This is a genomic window from Microbacterium sp. MRS-1 (assembly GCF_000585455.1).
In the GTDB taxonomy this organism is placed as follows: domain Bacteria; phylum Actinomycetota; class Actinomycetes; order Actinomycetales; family Microbacteriaceae; genus Microbacterium; species Microbacterium laevaniformans.
Map to the genome: position 1 here is coordinate 1 of NZ_JAUF01000025.1, position 20,104 is coordinate 20,104.

Below are 20,104 nucleotides of genomic sequence, written 5' to 3' on the forward strand. Positions count from 1 at the left end.
CGCCGCGCCGCCGTCCCCGTGGACTGGGCTGGGCCGGGAGATTCGAGATCGCGCTGCTCGTCGGGCCGGCGCTGATCATGTTCCTCGGCTTCGTCATCTTCCCGGTGGCGATGGCGGCCTACTACGGCTTCTTCCGCTGGCAGGGCTACGGCACGCCCACCGACTTCGTCGGCCTGCAGAACTACGTCACGATCCTCACCGACCCGACCTTCCTCGAGGCCCTCGGGCACAACGGCTTCATCGTGATCGCCTCGATCGTGCTGCAGGGTCCGGTGGCGGTGCTGCTGGCTCTGCTGCTCAACCGTCGGATGCGGGGGCAGTCCCTCATCCGCGTGCTGATCTTCGTGCCCTACGTCATCGCCGAGGTCGTCGTTGGCACCGGCTTCGGCCTCATGCTGCAGACGCAGGGCGCCGTGAACGGCCTGTTGGAGAACTGGGGGCTGGGCGCCCTCGCCCACGATTGGATCTCGGACCCGGCGATCGCCATCTGGACGCTGATGGCCATCCTCACGTGGAAGTACGTCGGCTTCGCCGTCATCCTCTTCCTCGCGGGACTGCAGGGCATCCCCGAGGAGCTCTACGAGGCGGCGGCGCTCGACGGCGCCGGCTACTGGCAGACCCACTGGCGCATCACGCTGCCGCTGCTGGCCCCCACGCTGCGCATCTGGGCGTTCCTCTCGATCATCGGGGCCCTGCAGCTGTTCGACCTCGTCTACATCATCTGGGGCCAGTACGTCGCCTCGACGGCTGGCACCTCCACGATGGCCACCTACATGGTGGTCAACGGCCGCAACGCCGGCAACTTCGGCTTCGGCAACGCCGTCGCCGTCGTCATCTTCGTCATCTCGCTCGTCGTCGCCCTCATCTACCAGCGCTTCGTGCTGCGTCGCGACACGGCCGGCGCCATCACCGAAGGGAAGAAGACCCGATGAGCGCGCTCACCGTCGACACCCCCGTCTCCACCGCCACGGTGGCCACCGCAGGACACCGCGGACGGGGTCCGCGCCGCACGAAGGAGCGGCTGCCCTGGGGCAGTCCGCTCGTGTACTTCATCGCTCTCGTCGTGATCGCCCTCATGCTGGCGCCGGTGCTGTACATCATCATCGGCGGGTTCCGCAGCAACTCGCAGATCACGGTCGACCCCGCCGGCTGGCCCGATCCGTGGAACGTCCAGAACTACCTGAACGTCCTCACCGGGCCGCAGTTCTGGCGTCAGGTGCTCAACTCGATCATCGCCGCCGGTGCGACCACCGCCGGAGTGGTCGCACTCGGGCTCATGGCCAGCTACGTCATCGCGCGGTATCCGTTCCGCGGGCGCGGCGCGCTCTATGCGCTGTTCGCTGCGGGTCTCATGTTCCCGATCACGGTCGCCATCACGCCGTTGTACATCGTCATCCGTGACCTCGGCCTGATGAACTCGCTCGCCGGCATCATCCTTCCGCAGATCGCGTTCGCGCTGCCGACGACGATCATCATCCTCGTGCCGTTCCTGCGGGCGATCCCGGACGAGATCCAGGAAGCCGCGTTCATCGACGGCTGCAGCCGATTGGGCTTCTTCTGGCGGATGGTGCTGCCCTTGTCGGTGCCCGGCGTCATCACGGTCGGCATCCTCGCGTTCATCGGCAGCTGGAACAGCTACCTGCTCCCCCTGTTCATCCTGAACAACGAGGCGAGCTTCACGCTGCCTCTGGGCGTGCAGGCCTTCTCCTCCCAGTACTCGGTCGACACCGCCAAGGTGCTGGCTTTCACCTCACTGTCGATGCTCCCGGCACTGCTGTTCTTCAGCCTGTTCGAGCGTCGCATCGTCGGCGGCCTCACGGGCGCCGTGAAGGGCTGATCCGTATGACGATCTCCGATTCCCCCCTCCACCAGCCGCTCGCCGAGCCGGTCTCCCCCCGGGTGGCCGCGCTCATGGCCGCGATGACCGTCGAGCAGAAGGTGGCGCAGCTGACCGGTTTCTGGGTCGACCAGGGCGACGAGGTGGTCGCGCCGATGGCCGGCGAGATGCTGGCCGGCGAAGCGACGCCCTCCGACCGCTACGAGCGGGCGTCGGCACACGGCCTCGGCCACCTCACGCGCGTCTACGGCACGAGGCCCGTGGATGCCGCGCAACGCGCGGCCTGGCTGTGGAACGAGCAGCGCCGTCTCGCCGCGGCATCCGGTCACGGCATTCGCGCGATCGTTCACGAGGAGTCGCTGACGGGGCTCGCGGCCTGGAGAGCGGCGACGTTCCCGACGCCCCTGGCGTGGGGCGCGGCGTTCGACCCCGAGCTCGTCGAGAGGATGGGACGCCTCATCGGCGAATCGATGCGAGAACTCGGCGCGCACCAGACCCTCGCCCCCGTGCTCGATGTCATCCGCGATCCCCGCTGGGGGCGTGTCGACGAGTGCATCTCGGAGGATCCCTACGCGGTGGCGACGATCGCCACGGCCTACGTGCGCGGCATCCAGGATGCCGGGGTGCACGCGACCCTGAAGCACTTCGTCGGCTACTCGTCCTCGCAGGCGGGCCGCAACCACGCGCCCGTCCACGCCGGTCCGCGTGAGCTCGCCGACGTGTTCCTGCCGCCGTTCGAGATGGCGGTGCGCGACGGCGGCGCACGCTCGGTGATGAACTCCTACACCGATATCGACGGCGTTCCGGTGGCCTCGGACCCGCGGCTGCTGACCGACCTGCTGCGCGGAACGTGGGGCTTCGACGGCGTGGTCGTCTCGGACTACTTCGCGATCGCCTTCCTCGAGACGATGCACGCCGTCGCCGCCGACCGTACCGAGGCGGCACGCCTGGCGCTGACCGCCGGCATCGACGTCGAGCTGCCCAGCGGCGACGCCTACGCCGCTCCCTTGCTCGCCGGGCTACGCGACGGCCGCATCGACGAGGCGCTCGTCGATCGGGCGCTTGCCCGCGTGCTCGCGCAGAAGGAGGGGCTAGGGCTGCTCGATCCCGACGAGAGCGAACCTCCGACCGCGATCGACCTCGACTCGCCGGCGCACCGTGAGGTCGCGCGCGAGCTCGCGGAGCGCTCGCTCGTGCTGCTGTCGAACGACGGCACGCTGCCGCTGTCCACCGGCACGGCCGGTCCGGCACGCATCGCGGTGATCGGCCCGAACGGCCACGACGCCTCGGCGTTGATGGGCTGCTACTCGTTCGCCAACCACGTGCTGGCCCATCACCCGGGAACGCCATACGGCTTCGCGATCCCGACGGTCGTCGAGGCGCTGCGCGCAGAGCTGCCCGACGCCGCGATCGTCTCTGTCGCGGGCTGCGAGGTCGAGGGCGAGGACCGGTCGGGCTTCGGCGCCGCGGTGGATGCCGCGGCATCCGCCGATGTCGCGATCGTCGTGGTCGGCGACCGCGCCGGCCTGTTCGGACGCGGCACCGTGGGCGAGGGCAACGACGCGGAGAGCCTGGAGCTGCCGGGCGTGCAGCGCGAGCTCGTCGACGCCGTCGTCGCCACGGGCACCCCGGTCGTGCTCGTGGTCGTGACCGGCCGACCCTATGCGCTCGCGTGGGCCCTGGACGCAGACGCCGATGCGCGGCCGCGCGCGGTCGTGCAGGCGTTCTTCCCGGGCGAGGAGGGCGGTGTCGCGATCGCGCGTGTGCTGTCCGGTGCGGTCTCACCCTCGGGCCGACTGCCCGTCTCGCTGCCGCGTTCGGCCGGCGCGCAGCCGTTCTCGTACCTGCATCCGATCCTGGGCGGCAACAGCGATGTGACCAGCGCCGACAGCGCGCCGGTGCGTCCGTTCGGGTTCGGACTCGGCTACACGACGTTCACCCGTACCGACCTGTCAGCGCCGGCCGAGGTCGATGCCGGCGGCGTTCTGCCGGTGAGTGTCACGGTGACCAACACCGGCTCCCGCCCCGGCACCGAGATCGTGCAGCTGTACGCGCACGACGTGCACGCCAGCGTCGTCCGACCGGTCGCCCAGCTGCTCGGATACGCCCGGGTCACGCTCGCGGCGGGAGCGAGCGCGCGCGTGCACTTCGAGGTTCCGACCGCACGCCTGGCGTTCACCGACCGGCGCGGCATCCGCATCGTCGAGCCCGGCCGCGTCGATCTCTGGGTCGGGGAGTCGGTGGCCGACCGCGAGAGCGTCGCAACCGTCACCCTCACCGGAGACGTGCACCCGGTCACGGCCGCCGATGCCCGCATCGTGGGCACACACGTCGAGTAGCGGTCTTTCGCCTCTTCCGCCACTCGACCAGACGGCCCGCCCCTTCCCGGGGCGGGCCGTTCTTCCGCGCGATCAGTCGAGGGCGAGCTCGACGGTCGCGAAGGCGTGCGGCGGCAGATCGACGCGCAGGACACCCGCCTCCACCGTGGCCTCCAACGGCACCGGGCGCACCGTGTCGGGCGCCTGCGGGGTGTTGTGCGCCGCGGCATCCGGTCCGGTCAGCACGCGGGCGCGCACGACCCTGGCGTTGCGACCGCGGAGGTCGATCTCGACGGGCAGCGCGTCGTCGACGCCGACGTGCGTGAGCGAGACGAGCACGGCGCCGTCCTTCATGGATGCCGACAGCGACAGCGCCGGCAGGTCGGCCCCGTCGACTCCCACCCGCGGTGCCGACACGACGTGTGCGGGCACCGACAGCGCATCATGGTGGCCGACGTTCATCTCGTACACGTGATAGGTCGGGGTCAGCACGAGTCCGCCGTCGTCGTCGGTGAGGATCATCGCCTGCAGCACGTTGAGCGTCTGCGCGATGTTCGCCATGCGCAGCCGCGCAGCGTGGCGGTGGAACACGTCGAAGTGGATGCCGGCGACCAGCGCATCGCGCACCGTGTTCTGCTGGAAGAGGAAGCCGGGGTTGGTCCCCGGCTCCACGCTCCACCAGGTGCCCCATTCATCGCAGACGAGGTCGATGGTGCGCTCGGGGTCGTAGGCGTCCATGACGGCTTCGTGCGCGCGGATCACGCGCTCGATCTCGTAGGCCTTGCCGATCGTGCGTACGTATTCGTCGCGCGAGAACGCCGTCGCCGACTCCTTCTGGATGCCGGTGCCGGCGTGCGTGTAGTAGTGGAACGAGATCGCCTGGAACGGCGAGCGCTGCGGGTCGGGGGCGTTCGTCGACATCGCCGACGCCATGAGTGCGTGCGTCCAGCGCACGTCGTCGTCGGCGGCGCCGGCCGCGATACGGGTGAGGGTGTTGCCGTCGTGCTCCCTGCAGAAGGTCGCGTAGCGCCGGGCGAGGGAGGTGTAGTACTCGGGCGTCATGTTGCCGCCGCACCCCCACGCCTCGTTCCCGAGCCCCCAGAACGGCACCCGCCACGGCTCGTCGCGACCGTTCGCCCGGCGCAGGCGTGCCATCGGACTGTCGCCCGAACGGGTGAGGTACTCGACCCACTCGCTCATCTCCTGCACGGTGCCGCTGCCGACGTTGCCGTTGACGTACGGCTCGGCGCCGAGCATGTGGCACAGATCCATGAACTCGTGGGTGCCGAAGGCGTTGTTCTCGACGACGTCTCCCCAGTTGGTGTTGACCATCGTCGGGCGCTCATCGCGGGGCCCGATTCCGTCGCGCCAGTGGTACTCGTCGGCGAAGCACCCGCCGGGCCAGCGCAGGTTCGGGACGTGGAGGCGGCGGAGGGCCTCGACGACGTCGAGGCGGATGCCGCGCTCGTTCGGGATCGGCGAGTCCTCCCCCACCCAGAAGCCGCCATAGATGCACCGGCCGAGGTGCTCGGCGAAGTGCCCGTAGAGGTGGCGGCTGATCTGCGGACCCGTGACGTCGAGGTCGACGGCGGCGCGAGCGATGGTCATGACGGCTCCCGTTCTGCGGCTGCTCCGCCGCCCTCCCATCCTCGGACCAATATGTTTCACATGACAACAAATATGGACCCGCGGCACCGAGCGCGCCGCGACGGGCGAGAACCAGCGGCGCACCGTGCGGCAGCGCAGCCGCGTCAGCGCAGCGAGAGCTGGTCGTCGAGGTAGTCGGCCAGCGGCCGACGCACGCCGGCCGCCGTCCACGTCACCAGCGGGATGCCGTCGACGAGCACCAACGGCCCGGAGCGCTCACCCCGGCGCACGGCGTCGAGGTCGATCTGCGTCGCACCCAGGTGCAGCACCTCGCCGTCGACGAACCCGCCGCGCGCCGCCGCGGCCGCACGCTCCGAACGGGCGCGCTGCGCCTCCGCCGTGTAGCCGCGGACCGCCTCGGCGCGGGCGCGGAGGATCTCGCCGGTGGCATAGACCTCGGCATCCGCGATGAGAAGCACACCGACGTGCCACGCCTCGTCGACCGGCACGATCCGCGGAGCGCGGCCGAAGCCCAGCAGCCGCCGGCTGTGGGCCCAGTCACCCAGACGTTCGCGCGGCGATCCCGCCAGACGACGGCGGGCGTCGGAGAGCACGGTGTCGAGCTGGTCGGCGCCGGCGGCGACCTCGTCGGTCATCGCGGGCCGGGTCGGACGGTCAGATCGCTGATGACCGCGTCACGCGGAAGATCGAGCGCCGTGAGCACGGCCGTGACGACCGACGCCGGGTCGATCCACCGGTCGGGGTCGTAGTCCGCCCCCTCCTGCGCGTGGACCTCCGCCTGCATGGGGGTGGCGGTGCGCCCGGGATACACGCTCGTCACGCGCACGCCGTGCTCGGCCTCCTCGCCGCGGAGGGCGTCGGCGAGGGCCTTGAGCCCGTGCTTGGATGCCGCGTACGCCGCCCACTGCGGATGCGCGGTGAGACCCGCGCCCGAGTTGACGAACACCACCTGGCCACGGGCAGCGCGCACCCGCGGCAGCAGCAGCCGGGTCAGCTCGGCGGGCGCGGTCAGGTTCACGGCCAGCTGGCTCTCCCACGCCGATACCGGCAGATCGCCCACGCGGCCGAGTTCGACGATGCCCGCGGCGTGGATGACGCTGTCGATCCGCTCCGGGACGGCATCAGCGTGGTGCATCGCGTCGGCGATCGCAGCCGGGTGCGCAAGGTCGGCGACGATGGTGACGCTGCCCGGGAACGCGCGCGACAGATCGTCGGCCCGGGCGGCATCGCGGACGATGAGCACGAGGCGGTCGCCGCGCGCCGCGAGCCGCTCGGCGACGAGGTTTCCGATGCCGGAGCCCGCTCCGGTGATCACGTGGGTGGTCATCTGACCATCCTCGCACCGCGGTGGTTCAGACCGCCCTGTCCTCCATGCCCCACGGCGAGCCGTAACCGGTCGGCGCGGGCGCGGCGAGCAGGTCGAGGAACGGCTTCGCGTCGAACGCCTCGGGGCCGAGCACGCCGGTACCGGTCCACACCCCCGTGGCGAGCAGCTCGAGCGCGATGACCGGGTTGATGGCGGTCTGCCAGACGACCGCCTGCGAACCGTACTCGCGCATCGTCTCCTCGTTGTCGGCCACGTGGTACAGGTACGTCGAGCGCGGGCGGCCGTCGACGCCGGTTCCCGTGACCCACACGCCGGCACAGGTCTTGCCGCTCATCTTGTCGCCGATGGTCGCCGGGTCGGGAAGGCACGCGGCGACCACGTCGCGCGGCGAAACCTCCACGCCCTTGACGTTGACCTTCGCGGTGCTGTCCAGGCCGAGCTTGTGGAGGGTCTTCAGCACGCCGATGAACTCGTCGCCCAGGCCGTACTTGAAGGTGACGCGCTTCGCCTTCGTCCAGCGCGGCATCAGCAGCACCTCCTCGTGCTCGACGTTGACGCATTCCACCGGACCGATCCCGCCCGGAAAGTCGAACACCTCGGGCTCGCTGAACGGCTCCGTCGTGTACCAGCCGCGGTCCTTCTCGTAGATGACCGGCGGATTGAGGCACTCCTCGATCGTCGTCCAGATCGAGAACGACGGTGCGAAGTCGTAGCCGGCCACCACGAGGTTCGCTCCGTCGCGCACGCCGAGCTCGTCGATCTCGCTGAACAGATGGTCTTCGGCATAGCGGGCGAAGACGTCCGACAGCCCCGGCTCGACCCCGATGCCGACGAGGGCGAGCCGACCGGCATCCTTCCACTGGCCGTCCTTGGCGAACTGCTCGTCGCCGAGCTTGACGCCCGGCAGTGCGTGCGGCTGCTCGGGATGCGGCGTCGACAGGCTCATCGCCATGTCGAGGTAGGTGGCGCCGGCGGCGAGTGCGCCGTCGAAGATCGGCATGACGAAGCGCGGGTCGACGGCGTTGAGCACGTGGGTGATGCCGTGCGCCTCGATGAGCCCCGCCACCGCATCGGCACGCGAAGCGTCGACCTGGGCCGCCTCGACGCGCGGGTCGGCGACCTCGTCGACGAGCGCCTGCGGGCGCGCCGGGTCGTAGTCGGCGACGACGAGCTTCTCGAAGAAGTCGCGGCGGACGGCGATGCGGACGGCGGCCGAGCCGACGCCTCCGGCGCCGACGATGAGGATACGCATGAGATTCCTTGTCGTTGAGAGGAAGGGGATGCCGACAGGCGCGGTCGTCAGATGCCGCCGTCGATGGAGCGGATGATGTCGCCGGGCTCCTCGGGAACGAGCACCGGGGTCTCGCGGTTCAGAGAGCGCCCCTGGAAGAACGGCTTCGAGCGCGGGAAGAGGTACCAGACGAACATCAGCACGACGCCGACGAGCAGCGCTCCGATGCCCACGACGAAGGTGCCGCCGATGCCGAGCAGCACCGTGTTGCCGTAGTTCACGTCGAACATGTCGATGGCGGACTGCACGAAGGCGAAGGTCAGCATGAGGGCGCCCAGCAGCGGGAAGATGCCCTTGACCCACAGCTCACGCGCGGAGTTGCGAAGGTCGCGGCGGAAGTACCAGACGCAGGCGTAGCCGGTGATGGCGTAGTAGAACGCGATCGCGAGGCCGAGCGAGGAGATCGAGTCCTGCAGGATGTTGTCGCTGATCAGCGTCATGCCGAGGTAGTAGCAGATGGCCACGGTGCCACCGACGATCGTCGAGAACGACGGCGTCTTGTACACCGGGTGCACGTCCTTGAACCGCGCGGGCAGTGCGCGGTAGACGCCCATCGCGAGCGTGCCGCGCGCGGTGGGCAGGATGGTCGTCTGCGTCGAGGACACGGCCGAGATCAGCACGGCGACCACGAGCAGCCAGCCCCACGGGCCGAGCAGGCCGTCCTTGATCGCGAGGAAGAAGTCGTCGGCGTTGTCGGGGTTGGCCAGACCCGGCCCGTCCTCGCCGAGCCCCGCGTACATCATGGCGGCGATCGTGACCGAAACGTAGGTGAACAGCAGGATGACGGTGGTCAGCAGCGCCGCGCGCCCCGGGATGCGCTTGGGGTCCTTGGTCTCCTCGTTGAGCGCGAGGCACGAGTCCCAGCCCCAGTAGATGAACAGGGCGAGCAGCACGGCCTCGGTGAAACCGTGGTAGTCGGTGAACGCGAACGGATTCAGCCAGTTCCAGTCGAAGGGGGTGGGAGCGGGGGCGTTGCCCGCGAAGAACTCCCAGAGCGCCGCGACGACGAAGATCGCGAGGGCCAGGTACTGCACGCCGAGCAGCACGTTCTGGATGCGCTCGCCGATCTCGACACCGCGCCAGCTCACCCACGTCATCGATGCGATGAACAGCACGGCCACGAGGATGATGCGCCAGTCGTTGTTCTCGAGTTCCATGCCGAACAGCGCCCAGAAGTAGATCGAGCCGATCTGCGCGAGGTTGGCGAGCACGACCATGCCCGCGATCGCGACGCCCCAGCCGCCCATCCAGCCCACCCACGGCCCGAAGGCCTTCGTCCCCCACGTGAAGGTCGTGCCGCAGTCGGGGATCTTGTTGTTCAGCTCGCGATACGCGAACGCCGTGAACAGCATCGGGACGAACGCGATGATGAAGGCGATCGGCGCCTGCGCCCCCACGGCGAGCACGACGAAACCGAGCGTCGCGACCAGGGAGTAGACGGGGGCCGTCGACGCCAGGCCGATGACGGTCGACCCCCACAGCCCCAGGGTGCCGGCGGCGAGGCCCTTGCCGTCGCCGCGTTCCAGATGAATCGGTGTGGTGCTGCCGAAGTCGCTCATCGCTCTTCTCCGCCCTCGCAACGTCATGGGTGCACCGTCGTCCCCAGTGACGCGGTGAGGGAAGACTAGAACGACACGATGCGCACGCGCGCACGACGCGAGGGCGAATCTGTGGCGCCCCCTCCGCCACCGCGTACATCGCCCCGCCCGCCGGCACCCCCGCCCCCGGTCGTTGAGCGAGCGCAGCGAGTCGAAACGCCGACACCCTCAGTCGGCGGCGCCCTCGGCATCCACCAGGGCGGCGGCGGTCTCGAGACTGCGGATCGCTTCGGGAGCCGACGGGCGGACGAGAGCGAACGCCGCGACGACGAGCCCCGTGACGGCGTCGGCGAGGCGCGCACGGCGCGCGGCGGATGCCGCGGGCACCGCGACATCGACGCCGCGGCCGATCGCGGTCCGCAGCTCGGCACGGTAGTCGTCGATCACGTGCGCGACGTCGGAGTCGCGCGCGACGGGCGCTCCGGCGGCGTTGATGAGCAGGCAGCCGTGCGCGGCGGGCATCGAGCCGACACGGGCGAAGGCGTCGGCGAGGCCGCTGAGGTACGCGCGGAGCGCCCCGGCCTCGACGGTCTCCGCCTCGAGCGGGGCGAGTCGCGGACGCACGACCTCGTCGAGGTAGCTCTGCACCGCCGCGTCGAACAGGCCGCGCTTGGAGTCGAATGCGTTGTAGATGCTGGAGCGGTTGAGCCCGGTCGCCGCCTCGAGCCCCGCGATCGAGGCGTCCTCGTAGCCGTGCTCCCAGAAGAACTGCCGGGCGGCGCGCACGACGGCGCGGCGATCGAACTCCCGAGTTCTGGCCATGGCATCCACCTCACTTTCTAAAACGACCGTTTCAGTATATATTGAACCAGTCAGTTCAGAAACAGGAGGATTCCCATGGTCATCGTCGGTCTCGTGCTCGCCTCCGTCGCGGCGCTCATCCACGTCTTCATCTTCTGGCTCGAGTCCATCGCCTGGACCACGCCGCGCGCCCGTGCCACGTTCGGCACCAGCGCCGAAGAAGCTCAGGCCACGCGCGAGATGGCCTTCAACCAGGGCTTCTACAACCTGTTCCTCGCCGTGCTGGTCGCCATCGGCGTCGTCCTCTTCGCCACCGGTGCCACCGCGGCGGGTGCGGCTCTCGTCTTCGCGGGCGCCGGCTCGATGACCGCGGCCTCGCTGGTGCTGCTGGTGTCCAGCCCCGACAAGGCCTCCGCCGCCCTGAAGCAGGGCGTCATCCCCACCCTGGGGGTGGTGGCTCTCGCCATCGGCCTGCTCATCTGACCCACCCCCGTCGCACACCCGACCCCATCCCCATCCGCATCCCACAAGGAGAACGAATGACAGACGCCACCAGCACTCAGATCCAGCTCGCCGCCCGCCCCGTCGGGTGGCCCACGCACGACGACTTCCACGTCGCGACGGTCACCTACGGCGCCCCCCAGGCCGGCGAAGTGCGCGTACGCAACGAGTTCGTCTCCGTCGACCCCTACATGCGCGGTCGCATGAACGACACCCGCAGCTATGTCGCCCCCTACGCGCTCGGCGAGACCATCTCCGGCGGCGCGGTCGGGCGCGTGGTGGCCTCGGCATCCGACGACCTGCCGGTCGGCACGGTCGTGCTGCACCAGCACGGCTGGTCGGACGTCGTCCAGGCCGATGCCGCGACCTTCCGCGCCATCCCGGAGATTCCCGGGGTGCCGCTCTCGCTGAACCTGCACATCCTCGGTATGACCGGGCTCACCGCGTACGTCGGACTCACCGCCATCGCGCACCTCACGCCCGGCGACACCGTCTTCGTCTCCGGCGCGGCCGGCGCCGTCGGCACCGCAGTGGGCCAGATCGCCAAGCGCCTGGGCGCAGGGCGGGTCATCGGCTCGGCCGGAACGCCGGAGAAAGTCGCCCTGCTGACCGAGAAGTACGGCTATGACGCCGCTTTCAACTACAAGTCCGGAGATGTGCGCACACTTCTCGCGGAGGCCGCGCCCGACGGCATCGACGTGTTCTTCGACAACGTCGGCGGCGACCACCTCGAGGCGGCGCTCGACGCCTTCAACGACGGCGGACGAGCAGCTCTGTGTGGCGCCATCACCGGCTACAACAGCACCGAGCGCCGGCCCGGTCCCGACAACATGTCGAACATGATCACGCGCGCCCTCACGATGCGGGGCTTCACGCTCGCCGCGTACCTGCACCTGGCCCCCGAGTTCCAGCAGAAGATGTCGGGCTGGTTCGCTGAGGGCGGCATCGTCTACGACGAGACGATCGTCGACGGCATCGAGAACACCGTCGACGCCTTCCTGTCCATGATGCGCGGCGCCAACACGGGAAAGATGCTCGTGCGCATCTGATCGCCCGCTCACCCGGGCAGACCCGCAGAATCGGGGTCGCGTTGCGTCGCCAGCTGAGGCTGGTTACGACGGAATGCGACCCCGATCCGCGTGTGAGGCCGCAGAGGGGCGGGTCAGCGCAGGGCGAGCAGGCGCGCGGTGTCGCCGAAGACCTCCAGCCCCGCGCACGCGCCGACGCCCTCCAGGAGCACGCGCCCCGCGGCATCCGTGTGCCGGATGATCACGCGGGCATCGAGCGTCCCTTCCACGCGCTGGCGCATCGCGGTGCGCAGCGGCGCGTGCAGCAGGCCCCCGCGCACGCGCTCGGCTTCGAGTTCGAGCCGCCCGTCGGGACCCTCCATGCTCCACTCCACGCGGTCGTCGTCGATGGTGAGGCTGCGCTCGCGAGACCGGTTGTAGGTGGTGCAGCGGTGCAGACGACCGCCGTGGCGAAGTCCCACGACCGAGCCGCGGAACGAGCCCCGCAGCCACGGGATGATGGCGACGGATGCCACGAGTGAAGCGTCCGTCGCACCGCCGCCGACCGGGTCGATGTGGTTCGACGCGAGCCAGACGTACCCCGCGGGAAACGCCTGGCCCCGTCGGAGTCGAAGATGTTGCCGCCGACGCGCACCTCGAAACGCCGGTCGGATGCCGCGAACTCCTCGGAGTCGAAGCGGTGATACCACGACCGCCCCGCGACACCGTCGAGCACCTGGAGGAACGCCTCGTCGGCCGGCCTCGGGATGCCGCGCCCCGCGCAGATACGCCATCGGAGTCCGCATGCGGCTCACCCTACGCCGGGCGCACGCCGACGCGGTGGGTCAGCCGACGGCGGTGCCGAAGAGGGTGCCGACGAGGAAGGTGGCACCCAGCGCGAGCGCGCCGCCGATGACCGTCCGCATGATGGCGCGGCCGCGGTTGGCGCCGCCCAGCCAGGCGGCGAGGTAGCCGGTGACGGCGAGGGCGAGCAGCACGGACACGAACGTCCAGACGAGGCGCGCCGGATGCGGCAGGAGGAGGATCGTCGCCATCGGCAGAAGAGCGCCCACGAAGAAGGCGACGGCCGAGGCGAACGCGGCGTGCCACGGACTCACCACGTCGTCCTGGTCGATGTTCAGCTCGGCCGACAGGTGCGCGGCGAGCGCGTCGCGCGCGGTCAGCTCGGTCGCGACGCGCGTGGCCGTCTCCTCACTGAGTCCCTGCTCACGGTAGAGACCGACCAGTTCCACGAACTCGGCCTCCGGATCGTCGGCGAGCTCCCTGCGCTCCTTCTCGATGAGGGCGTGCTCGCTGTCGCGCTGGCTGGAGACCGACACGTACTCCCCCAGCGCCATGGAGATCGCCCCGCCGACGAGGGCGGCCGACCCGGCGAGCAGAACCGGCATGACCTCGGCCGTCGCGCCGGCCACGCCGACGACGACCGCCGCCGTGGAGACGATGCCGTCGTTCGCTCCGAGCACGCCGGCGCGCAGCCAGTTCAGTCGCTGCGCCACGCCGCCGCGGTGCGGCTCATCAGGATGCGAGGATTCCATCTCGGTCATCCCGTCACCGTATGCCGACCGCCGCGGGCGCGCCAGCAAGGCAAGCCCAAGCGAACCCCGCCCCCCGCCCGGTCGTGGAGCCGGCGCAGCGCGTCGAAACCCCGACACGCGGTCACGAACTCCGCAGAAAGCGACGAACTCCGCACCGCTCAGCGGCGATGGATGCGGAGTACGCACGATCCTGCGGAGGTGCGCGGTGCGGCGCGTCAGGCCAGTGCGTGCTCGTGCAGCGCCGACGACAGGCTCGCTCCGTTGACGTCGAGGTAGAGCTGGGCCTCCGTCACGGAGAGGGTGACGGCGTTGCGCCGCTCGACGGCGTCGGCGGCGGCATCCACGAATCCGGCATCGAACGTTCGCAGCACGATGTCGTCGGCGCGGTGGATCTTCTTGCCCGCCCACAGGGGCAGCAGCTTGGCCGGGTCGCGGTGACTGTAGACGACGGTGCGCTCGGCGAGCTTGCTGCCGCGGTGCAATCGGTCGGCGTCGGGAGCCCCGACTTCGATCCATGCCGTGATCGCCCCGGTCACGTCCCGCACCAGCACGGCGGGTTCGTCGGTGGCCGAAACACCCTCGGTGAACGCGATGCCGTCCGCGTACTCGAGGCAGTAGGCGAGCAGGCGCGTCACCATGAACGCGCCCGTCTCGGACGGATGCTGCGCCATCCGCAGCGACAGTTCTTCGTACACGCCGCGGTCGATGTCGGCCACCTGCACGTCGAAGGTGTGCATCACTGCGCCGGTCGCCATGGGTCCAGCCTAGGTGCCCGCCGCGGCGGAGCCCGCCGTTATCCTGGTCGCAGCCGACAGGAGAGAACGCGTATGCCGATCACTGACGCCGCTGCGCGCCGCGAGGCGATCGCCGACTACCGCATCGTCGGCGCACCGGCGGAGCCCAACCTCGAAGGCCTGGCTCGGCTCGCGAGGACGCTGTGCCACGCCGGCGGCGCCGCGGTGAACATCATCGACGACCGCTACCAGTATGCGGTCGCGACCGTCGGGATCGAGCCGGGCACCTGCACGCGCGAGGACTCGATGTGCGCCGTCGTGCTCCCTGACGCCCGGCACGTGTTCGTCACCGACGCGAGCATCGACGAGCGCTTCGCCGAGAACCCCTTTGTGACCGGTGCACGCGGCCGTGTCCGCTTCTACGCCTCCAGCCCGCTCATCACTCCGGCGGGTGTCGCGATCGGAACGCTCTGCGTCTTCGACGACCATGCCGGCACCCTCACCGCGGAGCAGAGCTCCGCCCTGGATCTGCTGGCCGGGCAGGCCGTGGAGGTGCTGGAGCTGCGCCGGCTGACGCACGAGCTGGAGCGCTCCAACGATCAACTCGCGCACTTCGCCGGTCAGATCAGCCACGATCTGCGCAACCCGCTCACGGCTCTCATGGGCCAGATCGATCTCGCCCTGGACGGCGTGGACGACGGCGACGGGTCGCGCACGACCCACGCGCTGCGTCGGGCGGATGCCGCGGCGGCGCGGATGAACGTCATGATCACCGAGCTGCTCGCCTATGCACGGGTGGGCGGCGCCGAGGCCCACCGCGAACGCGTCGCGCTGGGACCGCTCGTGGAGGGCGTGATCGCCGACCTCGAACGAGCCGTCGCCGCGTTCGATGCCCGCATCACCGTGCGCATCGATCCCGACGACGCCATCGTCTGCGACCCGGCGCTGATCGCGGTGCTGCTGCAGAACCTCCTCGCCAACGCCCTCAAGTTCGCGGCAGCCGCCGGTGTCGCGCCCGTCGTCGAGCTGGACGCGCAGCACGGGCCGACGGGGTGGGCGATCACCGTCGACGACAACGGTCCGGGTGTGGCGGCGCCGCTGCGCGACCGCGTGTTCGACATCATGGAGCGCGGCGATGCGGCAGACGTGCCCGGACTCGGGCTGGGCCTTGCCACCTCCCGGCGCATCGTGCAGGCCCACGGCGGGCGCATCGGCATCGAGGACGCGGCGCTCGGGGGCGCGCGCCTGCGGGTGAGCCTCCCCTCGGACTGACCACCTCCGGACCGTCCGGACCGTCCGGGCGGCCCCGGGGGCGCAGGCATGCGGCAGAGTGGAGCGCGTACGTCGTCGTACGACCGACCGGAAGGAACCCCATGCAGCAGCGCACGATCGGACCGTTCACCGTCTCCGCGATCGGGCTGGGCGCCATGCCGGTCTCGATGAACAACGACAACGAGCTGCCCGATCGCGCCGATGCGATCGGGACGGTGCACGCCGCGCTGGATGCCGGGGTCACCTTCATCGACACCGCCGACATCTACGCGCCCTCGTGGGATCAGATGGGTCACAACGAGCGCATCGTGCGCGACGCGCTCGCCTCGTGGGACGGCGACACGAGCGGCATCCTGGTCGGAACGAAGGGCGGCATCACGCGCACCGCCGAGAAGGACTTCGGCCGTGACGGATCACTCGGCTACCTGCGCTCGGCGGTGCAGCGCTCGATGGAGAACCTCGGTGTCGAGGTCATCGACTTCTACCAGTACCACCGCCCCGACCGGTGGATGGTGTACGGCGAGATCATGCAGAACCTGAAGACCTTGCAGGACGAAGGTCTCGTGCGGGCACTGGGCATCTCCAACGCGAGCGTCGAAGAGATCGCGATCGCCGAGCAGGTGCTCGGCGCGGGCAACCTCGTGAGTGTGCAGAACCAGTTCTCGCCGCGGTATCCGGGCAGCTTCGGCGAGCTGCGGTACTGCGACGCGCACGGCATCGCCTTCCTTCCGTGGAGCCCGCTCGGCGGCACCGGCGGGGCAGGACGCACGGTGGGCGAACGCTTCGGCGTCTTCCGCGAGATCGGCGAGGCCCACTCCGTGAGCGCGCAGCAGGTCGTGCTCGCGTGGGAGCTCTCCCTGAGCCCGCGCGTCGTGCCGATTCCGGGGGCGCGACGCGCGGCATCCATCACCGACTCCGCGCGCGCCGCCGATCTCGTGCTCGACGCGGACGAGCTGGCGCGCTGCTCCGCCGCGGTCGGCCTCGAGCTCTGACGCCGCGTCTCGACTCGCTGCGCTCGCTCAACGACCGGGAGCCGCCGTCCCCAGCCGATCGTTGAGCGGGCGGCACAGTCGTGAGTCGAAACGCCCCCGACCATCGGCTGATTTTTCACGACACGCGTGCGCACGTGCCACGCGAGCGGAACACGCCGTCTCCATGATTGCGGGATGACGGACAACGAGGCGCTCTCGCGCATGGATCCCGAGGACGCCCGCGAGAACGCGCGCGAGCTGACGGGAGATCGCACCGAGGCCGCGCAGGACTTCTCCAGCGAGGACGCCGGGTACCACAAGACGCTGCGCCCACGACAGATTCAGATGATCGCCATCGGCGGCGCGATCGGAACGGGTCTGTTCATGGGCGCCGGCGGCCGCCTCGCCTCCAGCGGCCCCTCGCTGATCCTCGTCTACGCCGTGTGCGGCTTCTTCGCCTTCCTCATCCTGCGCGCGCTCGGCGAGCTCGTGCTGCACCGCCCCTCGTCCGGCTCCTTCGTCTCGTACGCCCGCGAGTTCTACGGCGAGAAGCTCGCGTACGGCGCCGGATGGATGTACTTCCTCAACTGGGCCATGACCTCCATCGTGGACGTCACCGCGACGGCCCTGTACGTGAAGTTCTGGGCGCAGTACTGGCAGCCGTTGCAGCAGGTGCCGCAGTGGACGATCGCCTTGATCGCCCTGGTGGTCGTGCTCTCACTCAACCTCGTGAGCGTCAAGCTGTTCGGCGAGATGGAGTTCTGGTTCGCGCTCATCAAGGTCGCCGCGCTCGTCATCTTCTTGATCGTCGGGACCTGCTTCCTGATCTTCAACGGCGCGACCGATGTCGGCGCCACGGGCTTCAGCGTCATCGCCGAGAACGGCGGCCTCTTCCCCATGGGCTTCGTCGCGCCGCTCCTCGCGATCTCCGGCGTCGTGTTCGCCTACGCCGCGATCGAGCTCGTCGGCACCGCCGCCGGTGAGACCGCCCACCCGGAGAAGGTCATGCCGAAGGCGATCAACACGGTCGTCTTCCGTATCGCGATCTTCTACGTCGGGTCGATCCTGTTGCTGTCTCTCCTGCTGCCGTTCAGCACCTACGAGGCCGGACAGTCGCCGTTCGTGACGTTCTTCTCGCACATCGGCTCCCCCGAGACCGGTGCGATCGCGGGTTCGGTGATGAACTTCGTCGTCCTCACCGCCGCGCTGTCGAGCCTGAACGCGGGCCTGTACTCCACCGGCCGCATCCTGCGCTCGATGTCGGTGAACGGCTCGGCCCCCGCGTTCACTGCCAAGATGAGCAGGAACGGGGTGCCCTACGGCGGCATCCTGCTGACGGCCGTCATCACCCTCGCAGGCGTCGGCATCAACGCACTGTGGCCCTCGCAGGCGTTCGAGATCGTGCTCGAGGTATCAGCGCTCGGCATCATCGGCGGCTGGGCGACCATCATCCTCTGCCAGCTCAAGCTCGTGAAGTGGGCCAAAGAGGGCAGGCTCCAGCGTCCGTCCTTCCGCCTGTTCGGGGCGCCGTTCACGTCATATCTCACGCTCGCGTTCCTCGTCTTCGTGCTCGTCACGATGGGCTTCTCCGAGACCGGCAGGTGGGTGCTGGCGTCGCTCATCGTGCTGATCCCGGCGCTCATCGTCGGCTGGTTCGGAGCCCGCGGCAAGATCCAGGCCGCCGTTGCGGCACGGGAGGGCTACACGGGCACCTACCCGGTGATCGCCGAGCGCCAGGCGACAGAGGCGGCCAAGCGGCGCCGTTGATCGAGTTGTCGTTACTGATCAGCGATCCAGATGCGAGAGGTGCTCGAGGAGCGACATCGGCGCGGCCGAACGTGGGCCGAAGAACTCCTCGTCGGCCGCCTCGACCGCGGCGTTAGCTGTGCGTGCTTTGTCGGCCCCTGCAGCGGTGGCCAGCACGCGCCGCGCCCTGGCGTCAGCGGGGTCGACGCGCCGTTCGACGAGCCCCTTTGCTTCCAGCGCGCGGAGCACCTGCGAGACCATCATCGGGTCGGTGCGCACGGTCTGGGCGAGGTCGACCTGGGTCATCCCCTCGGGGTCGGCTCGCCAAGTGAGGGCGGCGAGCAGCACGAATTGCACGTGCGTCAGGTCGAAGGGTGCGAGCGTCCGGCGCATCACCGCCTGCCAACGATTGGTCACGCGCCAGAGCATGAAGCCCGGGCTGGCATCGTCGGACTCGAATCGCGTGTTCAACCCCGCTGTCATGCGTCGTTCTTCGTCTCCTCGATCGGCACCGAGAATCACTCTGTCACGGGGTCTCGACGAGTGCGATGAGACGATCGAGATCCTCCGGGACCGAGACCGAGAACCCCTTGAAGGCCGTCCGCGCCCACACCCGCGCGAGGGGACCGGTCATCCACACGCGGACGGTGAGCGTGGACCCATTGGGCGCGGACTCGACCGTGTGTCGGAACGTGAGGCGTGCCCCCGGCACGCTGCTGACGTCGGTGTACACGCGGTCCTGCTCGCACTCGGAGATCGTGAACCGGGTCTTCGGGCCGCCCACCGGCTTCAATACGCCCCGTGTGCCGGCGCGCACGGGGCCCTCCACACGCACCCACTCGGTGTCGGGCGACCACTCCGGCCATGACGCGTGGTCGATCCATCGCGCGAAGTAGTCTGCGGGCGCGGCGGAGGAGGTGCGGACGGCGGCAGCGAGTTCGATCATGAATTTAATATGCGCGCTTACTATGCAGATGTCAAGTGCCGTGACATTCGGGCCTGCCCGGTGCTCGTGATCAACGAGCACCGGCGCCGATATGGTCACCTCATGTCGATCCCCGCTGACAGACCCCTCGCCACGACCGCAACGGACTCGCGCTCGCGGGCGTCGTCATCGCAGGCGTCGGCGTCGCCGTGACGCTGGTGATCGTGTTCATGCTCGGCGCCACCCTGGTGGATGCCGGGCAGACCTGCGCTCGCCTCGGAGAAGGCGTGCACACCGTGGGGCCCGCGACCTATACCTGCGGCCCCGGCTCCTTCTACGTCCGCTATGGCGGCTGACCGGCAGCGAAAGCACCGACGACGAAGGCCCCGACATCCGCGCGATTTCGCGGGAGTCGGGGCCTTCGTGATGGCGGTGACGGTGGGATTTGAACCCACGGTAGGGGGTTACCCTACACAACTTTTCGAGAGTTGCACCTTCGGCCGCTCGGACACGTCACCGCCGACTAGCTTACGACACTCCGCGGGATGCCGCGAACCGGCTGCAGCGAGGGCGGCCCTGCCCACCCCCTTCACGATGTCGCCGGGGCCGCCTAGCTGTACTTCCCCGTGACGTTGTGAACGCGGGCTGAGGGGGTCTGGCCTCCGATCCCGG

Annotated in this window: 20 protein-coding genes and 1 tRNA gene; 9 read left to right on the plus strand and 12 right to left on the minus strand. The window is 69.7% G+C overall.

Annotation, left to right across the window (positions count from 1 at the left end):
- From AS96_RS06170 to AS96_RS06180, 3 genes are all read left to right on the plus strand, one after another.
- The coding region (locus tag AS96_RS06170; RefSeq protein ID WP_036286995.1) for a carbohydrate ABC transporter permease at positions 1-932 on the plus strand (932 nt) is incomplete at its 5' end.
- Positions 929-1,837 carry a carbohydrate ABC transporter permease gene (locus tag AS96_RS06175; RefSeq protein ID WP_036286998.1) on the plus strand — a complete coding sequence of 303 codons (909 nt, stop codon included), beginning with the start codon at positions 929-931 and terminating at the stop codon, positions 1,835-1,837. The genes AS96_RS06170 and AS96_RS06175, both read left to right, overlap by 4 nt.
- A gap of 5 nt (positions 1,838-1,842) precedes the next feature.
- Positions 1,843-4,176, plus strand: coding sequence for a beta-glucosidase (locus AS96_RS06180; protein ID WP_036287001.1), 2,334 nt, complete (start codon positions 1,843-1,845; stop codon positions 4,174-4,176).
- A 72-nt stretch (positions 4,177-4,248) separates the two neighbouring features.
- Here the strand turns inward: AS96_RS06180 and AS96_RS06185 are convergent, their stop codons facing one another.
- From AS96_RS06185 to AS96_RS06210, 6 genes are all read right to left on the minus strand, one after another.
- Positions 4,249-5,763: an alpha-N-arabinofuranosidase gene (locus AS96_RS06185; protein ID WP_036287016.1), complete on the minus strand. Its 1,515-nt coding sequence runs from the start codon at positions 5,761-5,763 to the stop codon at positions 4,249-4,251.
- Between the two features lie 143 nt (positions 5,764-5,906).
- Positions 5,907-6,398, minus strand: coding sequence for a hypothetical protein (locus tag AS96_RS06190; RefSeq protein ID WP_036287018.1), 492 nt, complete (start codon positions 6,396-6,398; stop codon positions 5,907-5,909).
- Positions 6,395-7,090 carry an SDR family oxidoreductase gene (locus AS96_RS06195; RefSeq protein WP_036287021.1) on the minus strand — a complete coding sequence of 232 codons (696 nt, stop codon included), beginning with the start codon at positions 7,088-7,090 and terminating at the stop codon, positions 6,395-6,397. The genes AS96_RS06190 and AS96_RS06195 overlap by 4 nt, the downstream gene beginning before the upstream one ends.
- Before the next feature lie 25 nt (positions 7,091-7,115).
- On the minus strand, positions 7,116-8,342 hold the full coding sequence (locus AS96_RS06200) for a saccharopine dehydrogenase family protein (RefSeq protein WP_036287025.1): 1,227 nt from the start codon (positions 8,340-8,342) through the stop codon (positions 7,116-7,118).
- A gap of 47 nt (positions 8,343-8,389) precedes the next feature.
- Positions 8,390-9,940 (minus strand): APC family permease, encoded by a 1,551-nt coding sequence (locus AS96_RS06205; protein ID WP_036287027.1) that lies wholly within the window; start codon positions 9,938-9,940, stop codon positions 8,390-8,392.
- 207 nt (positions 9,941-10,147) lie between these two features.
- On the minus strand, positions 10,148-10,741 hold the full coding sequence (locus tag AS96_RS06210) for a TetR/AcrR family transcriptional regulator (RefSeq protein WP_036287068.1): 594 nt from the start codon (positions 10,739-10,741) through the stop codon (positions 10,148-10,150).
- A gap of 75 nt (positions 10,742-10,816) precedes the next feature.
- Between AS96_RS06210 and AS96_RS06215 the strand changes: the two genes are divergently transcribed.
- On the plus strand, positions 10,817-11,203 hold the full coding sequence (locus AS96_RS06215) for a DUF1304 domain-containing protein (RefSeq protein WP_036287030.1): 387 nt from the start codon (positions 10,817-10,819) through the stop codon (positions 11,201-11,203).
- 56 nt (positions 11,204-11,259) lie between these two features.
- Positions 11,260-12,270: an NADP-dependent oxidoreductase gene (locus AS96_RS06220; RefSeq protein WP_036287033.1), complete on the plus strand. Its 1,011-nt coding sequence runs from the start codon at positions 11,260-11,262 to the stop codon at positions 12,268-12,270.
- A 113-nt stretch (positions 12,271-12,383) separates the two neighbouring features.
- Here the strand turns inward: AS96_RS06220 and AS96_RS15670 are convergent, their stop codons facing one another.
- From AS96_RS15670 to AS96_RS06235, 3 genes are all read right to left on the minus strand, one after another.
- Complete coding sequence (locus AS96_RS15670; RefSeq protein WP_051498773.1) at positions 12,384-12,764, minus strand: hypothetical protein; 381 nt, start codon at positions 12,762-12,764, stop codon at positions 12,384-12,386.
- Between the two features lie 309 nt (positions 12,765-13,073).
- Entirely contained in the window at positions 13,074-13,793 is a 720-nt protein-coding gene (locus AS96_RS06230) for a VIT1/CCC1 transporter family protein (protein ID WP_036287036.1), read from the minus strand.
- A 206-nt stretch (positions 13,794-13,999) separates the two neighbouring features.
- A complete protein-coding gene (locus AS96_RS06235) occupies positions 14,000-14,539 on the minus strand; it encodes a YaeQ family protein (protein ID WP_036287038.1) in 540 nt (179 codons plus the stop codon).
- 72 nt (positions 14,540-14,611) lie between these two features.
- On the opposite strand from AS96_RS06235, the gene AS96_RS06240 reads away from it, so the two are divergent.
- The 3 genes from AS96_RS06240 (at position 14,612) to AS96_RS06250 (ending at position 18,528) form a co-directional block, all read left to right on the plus strand.
- A complete protein-coding gene (locus AS96_RS06240) occupies positions 14,612-15,790 on the plus strand; it encodes a sensor histidine kinase (RefSeq protein WP_036287040.1) in 1,179 nt (392 codons plus the stop codon).
- A 101-nt stretch (positions 15,791-15,891) separates the two neighbouring features.
- Positions 15,892-16,782, plus strand: coding sequence for an aldo/keto reductase (locus AS96_RS06245; RefSeq protein WP_036287055.1), 891 nt, complete (start codon positions 15,892-15,894; stop codon positions 16,780-16,782).
- A 174-nt stretch (positions 16,783-16,956) separates the two neighbouring features.
- On the plus strand, positions 16,957-18,528 hold the full coding sequence (locus tag AS96_RS06250) for an amino acid permease (protein ID WP_036287059.1): 1,572 nt from the start codon (positions 16,957-16,959) through the stop codon (positions 18,526-18,528).
- Positions 18,529-18,546: 18 nt separating this feature from the next.
- Here AS96_RS06250 and AS96_RS06255 read toward each other — a convergent pair whose 3' ends face one another.
- Entirely contained in the window at positions 18,547-18,990 is a 444-nt protein-coding gene (locus AS96_RS06255; RefSeq protein WP_036287062.1) for a MarR family winged helix-turn-helix transcriptional regulator, read from the minus strand.
- 43 nt (positions 18,991-19,033) lie between these two features.
- On the minus strand, positions 19,034-19,453 hold the full coding sequence (locus AS96_RS06260; protein WP_036287065.1) for an SRPBCC family protein: 420 nt from the start codon (positions 19,451-19,453) through the stop codon (positions 19,034-19,036).
- 188 nt (positions 19,454-19,641) lie between these two features.
- Here AS96_RS06260 and AS96_RS15245 point away from each other — a divergent pair, with 188 nt between their 5' ends.
- Positions 19,642-19,788, plus strand: coding sequence for a hypothetical protein (locus AS96_RS15245; protein ID WP_155947531.1), 147 nt, complete (start codon positions 19,642-19,644; stop codon positions 19,786-19,788).
- Between the two features lie 71 nt (positions 19,789-19,859).
- Here the strand turns inward: AS96_RS15245 and AS96_RS06265 are convergent.
- Positions 19,860-19,950, minus strand: a tRNA-Ser gene (locus AS96_RS06265).
- Positions 19,951-20,104 lie beyond the last annotated feature (154 nt).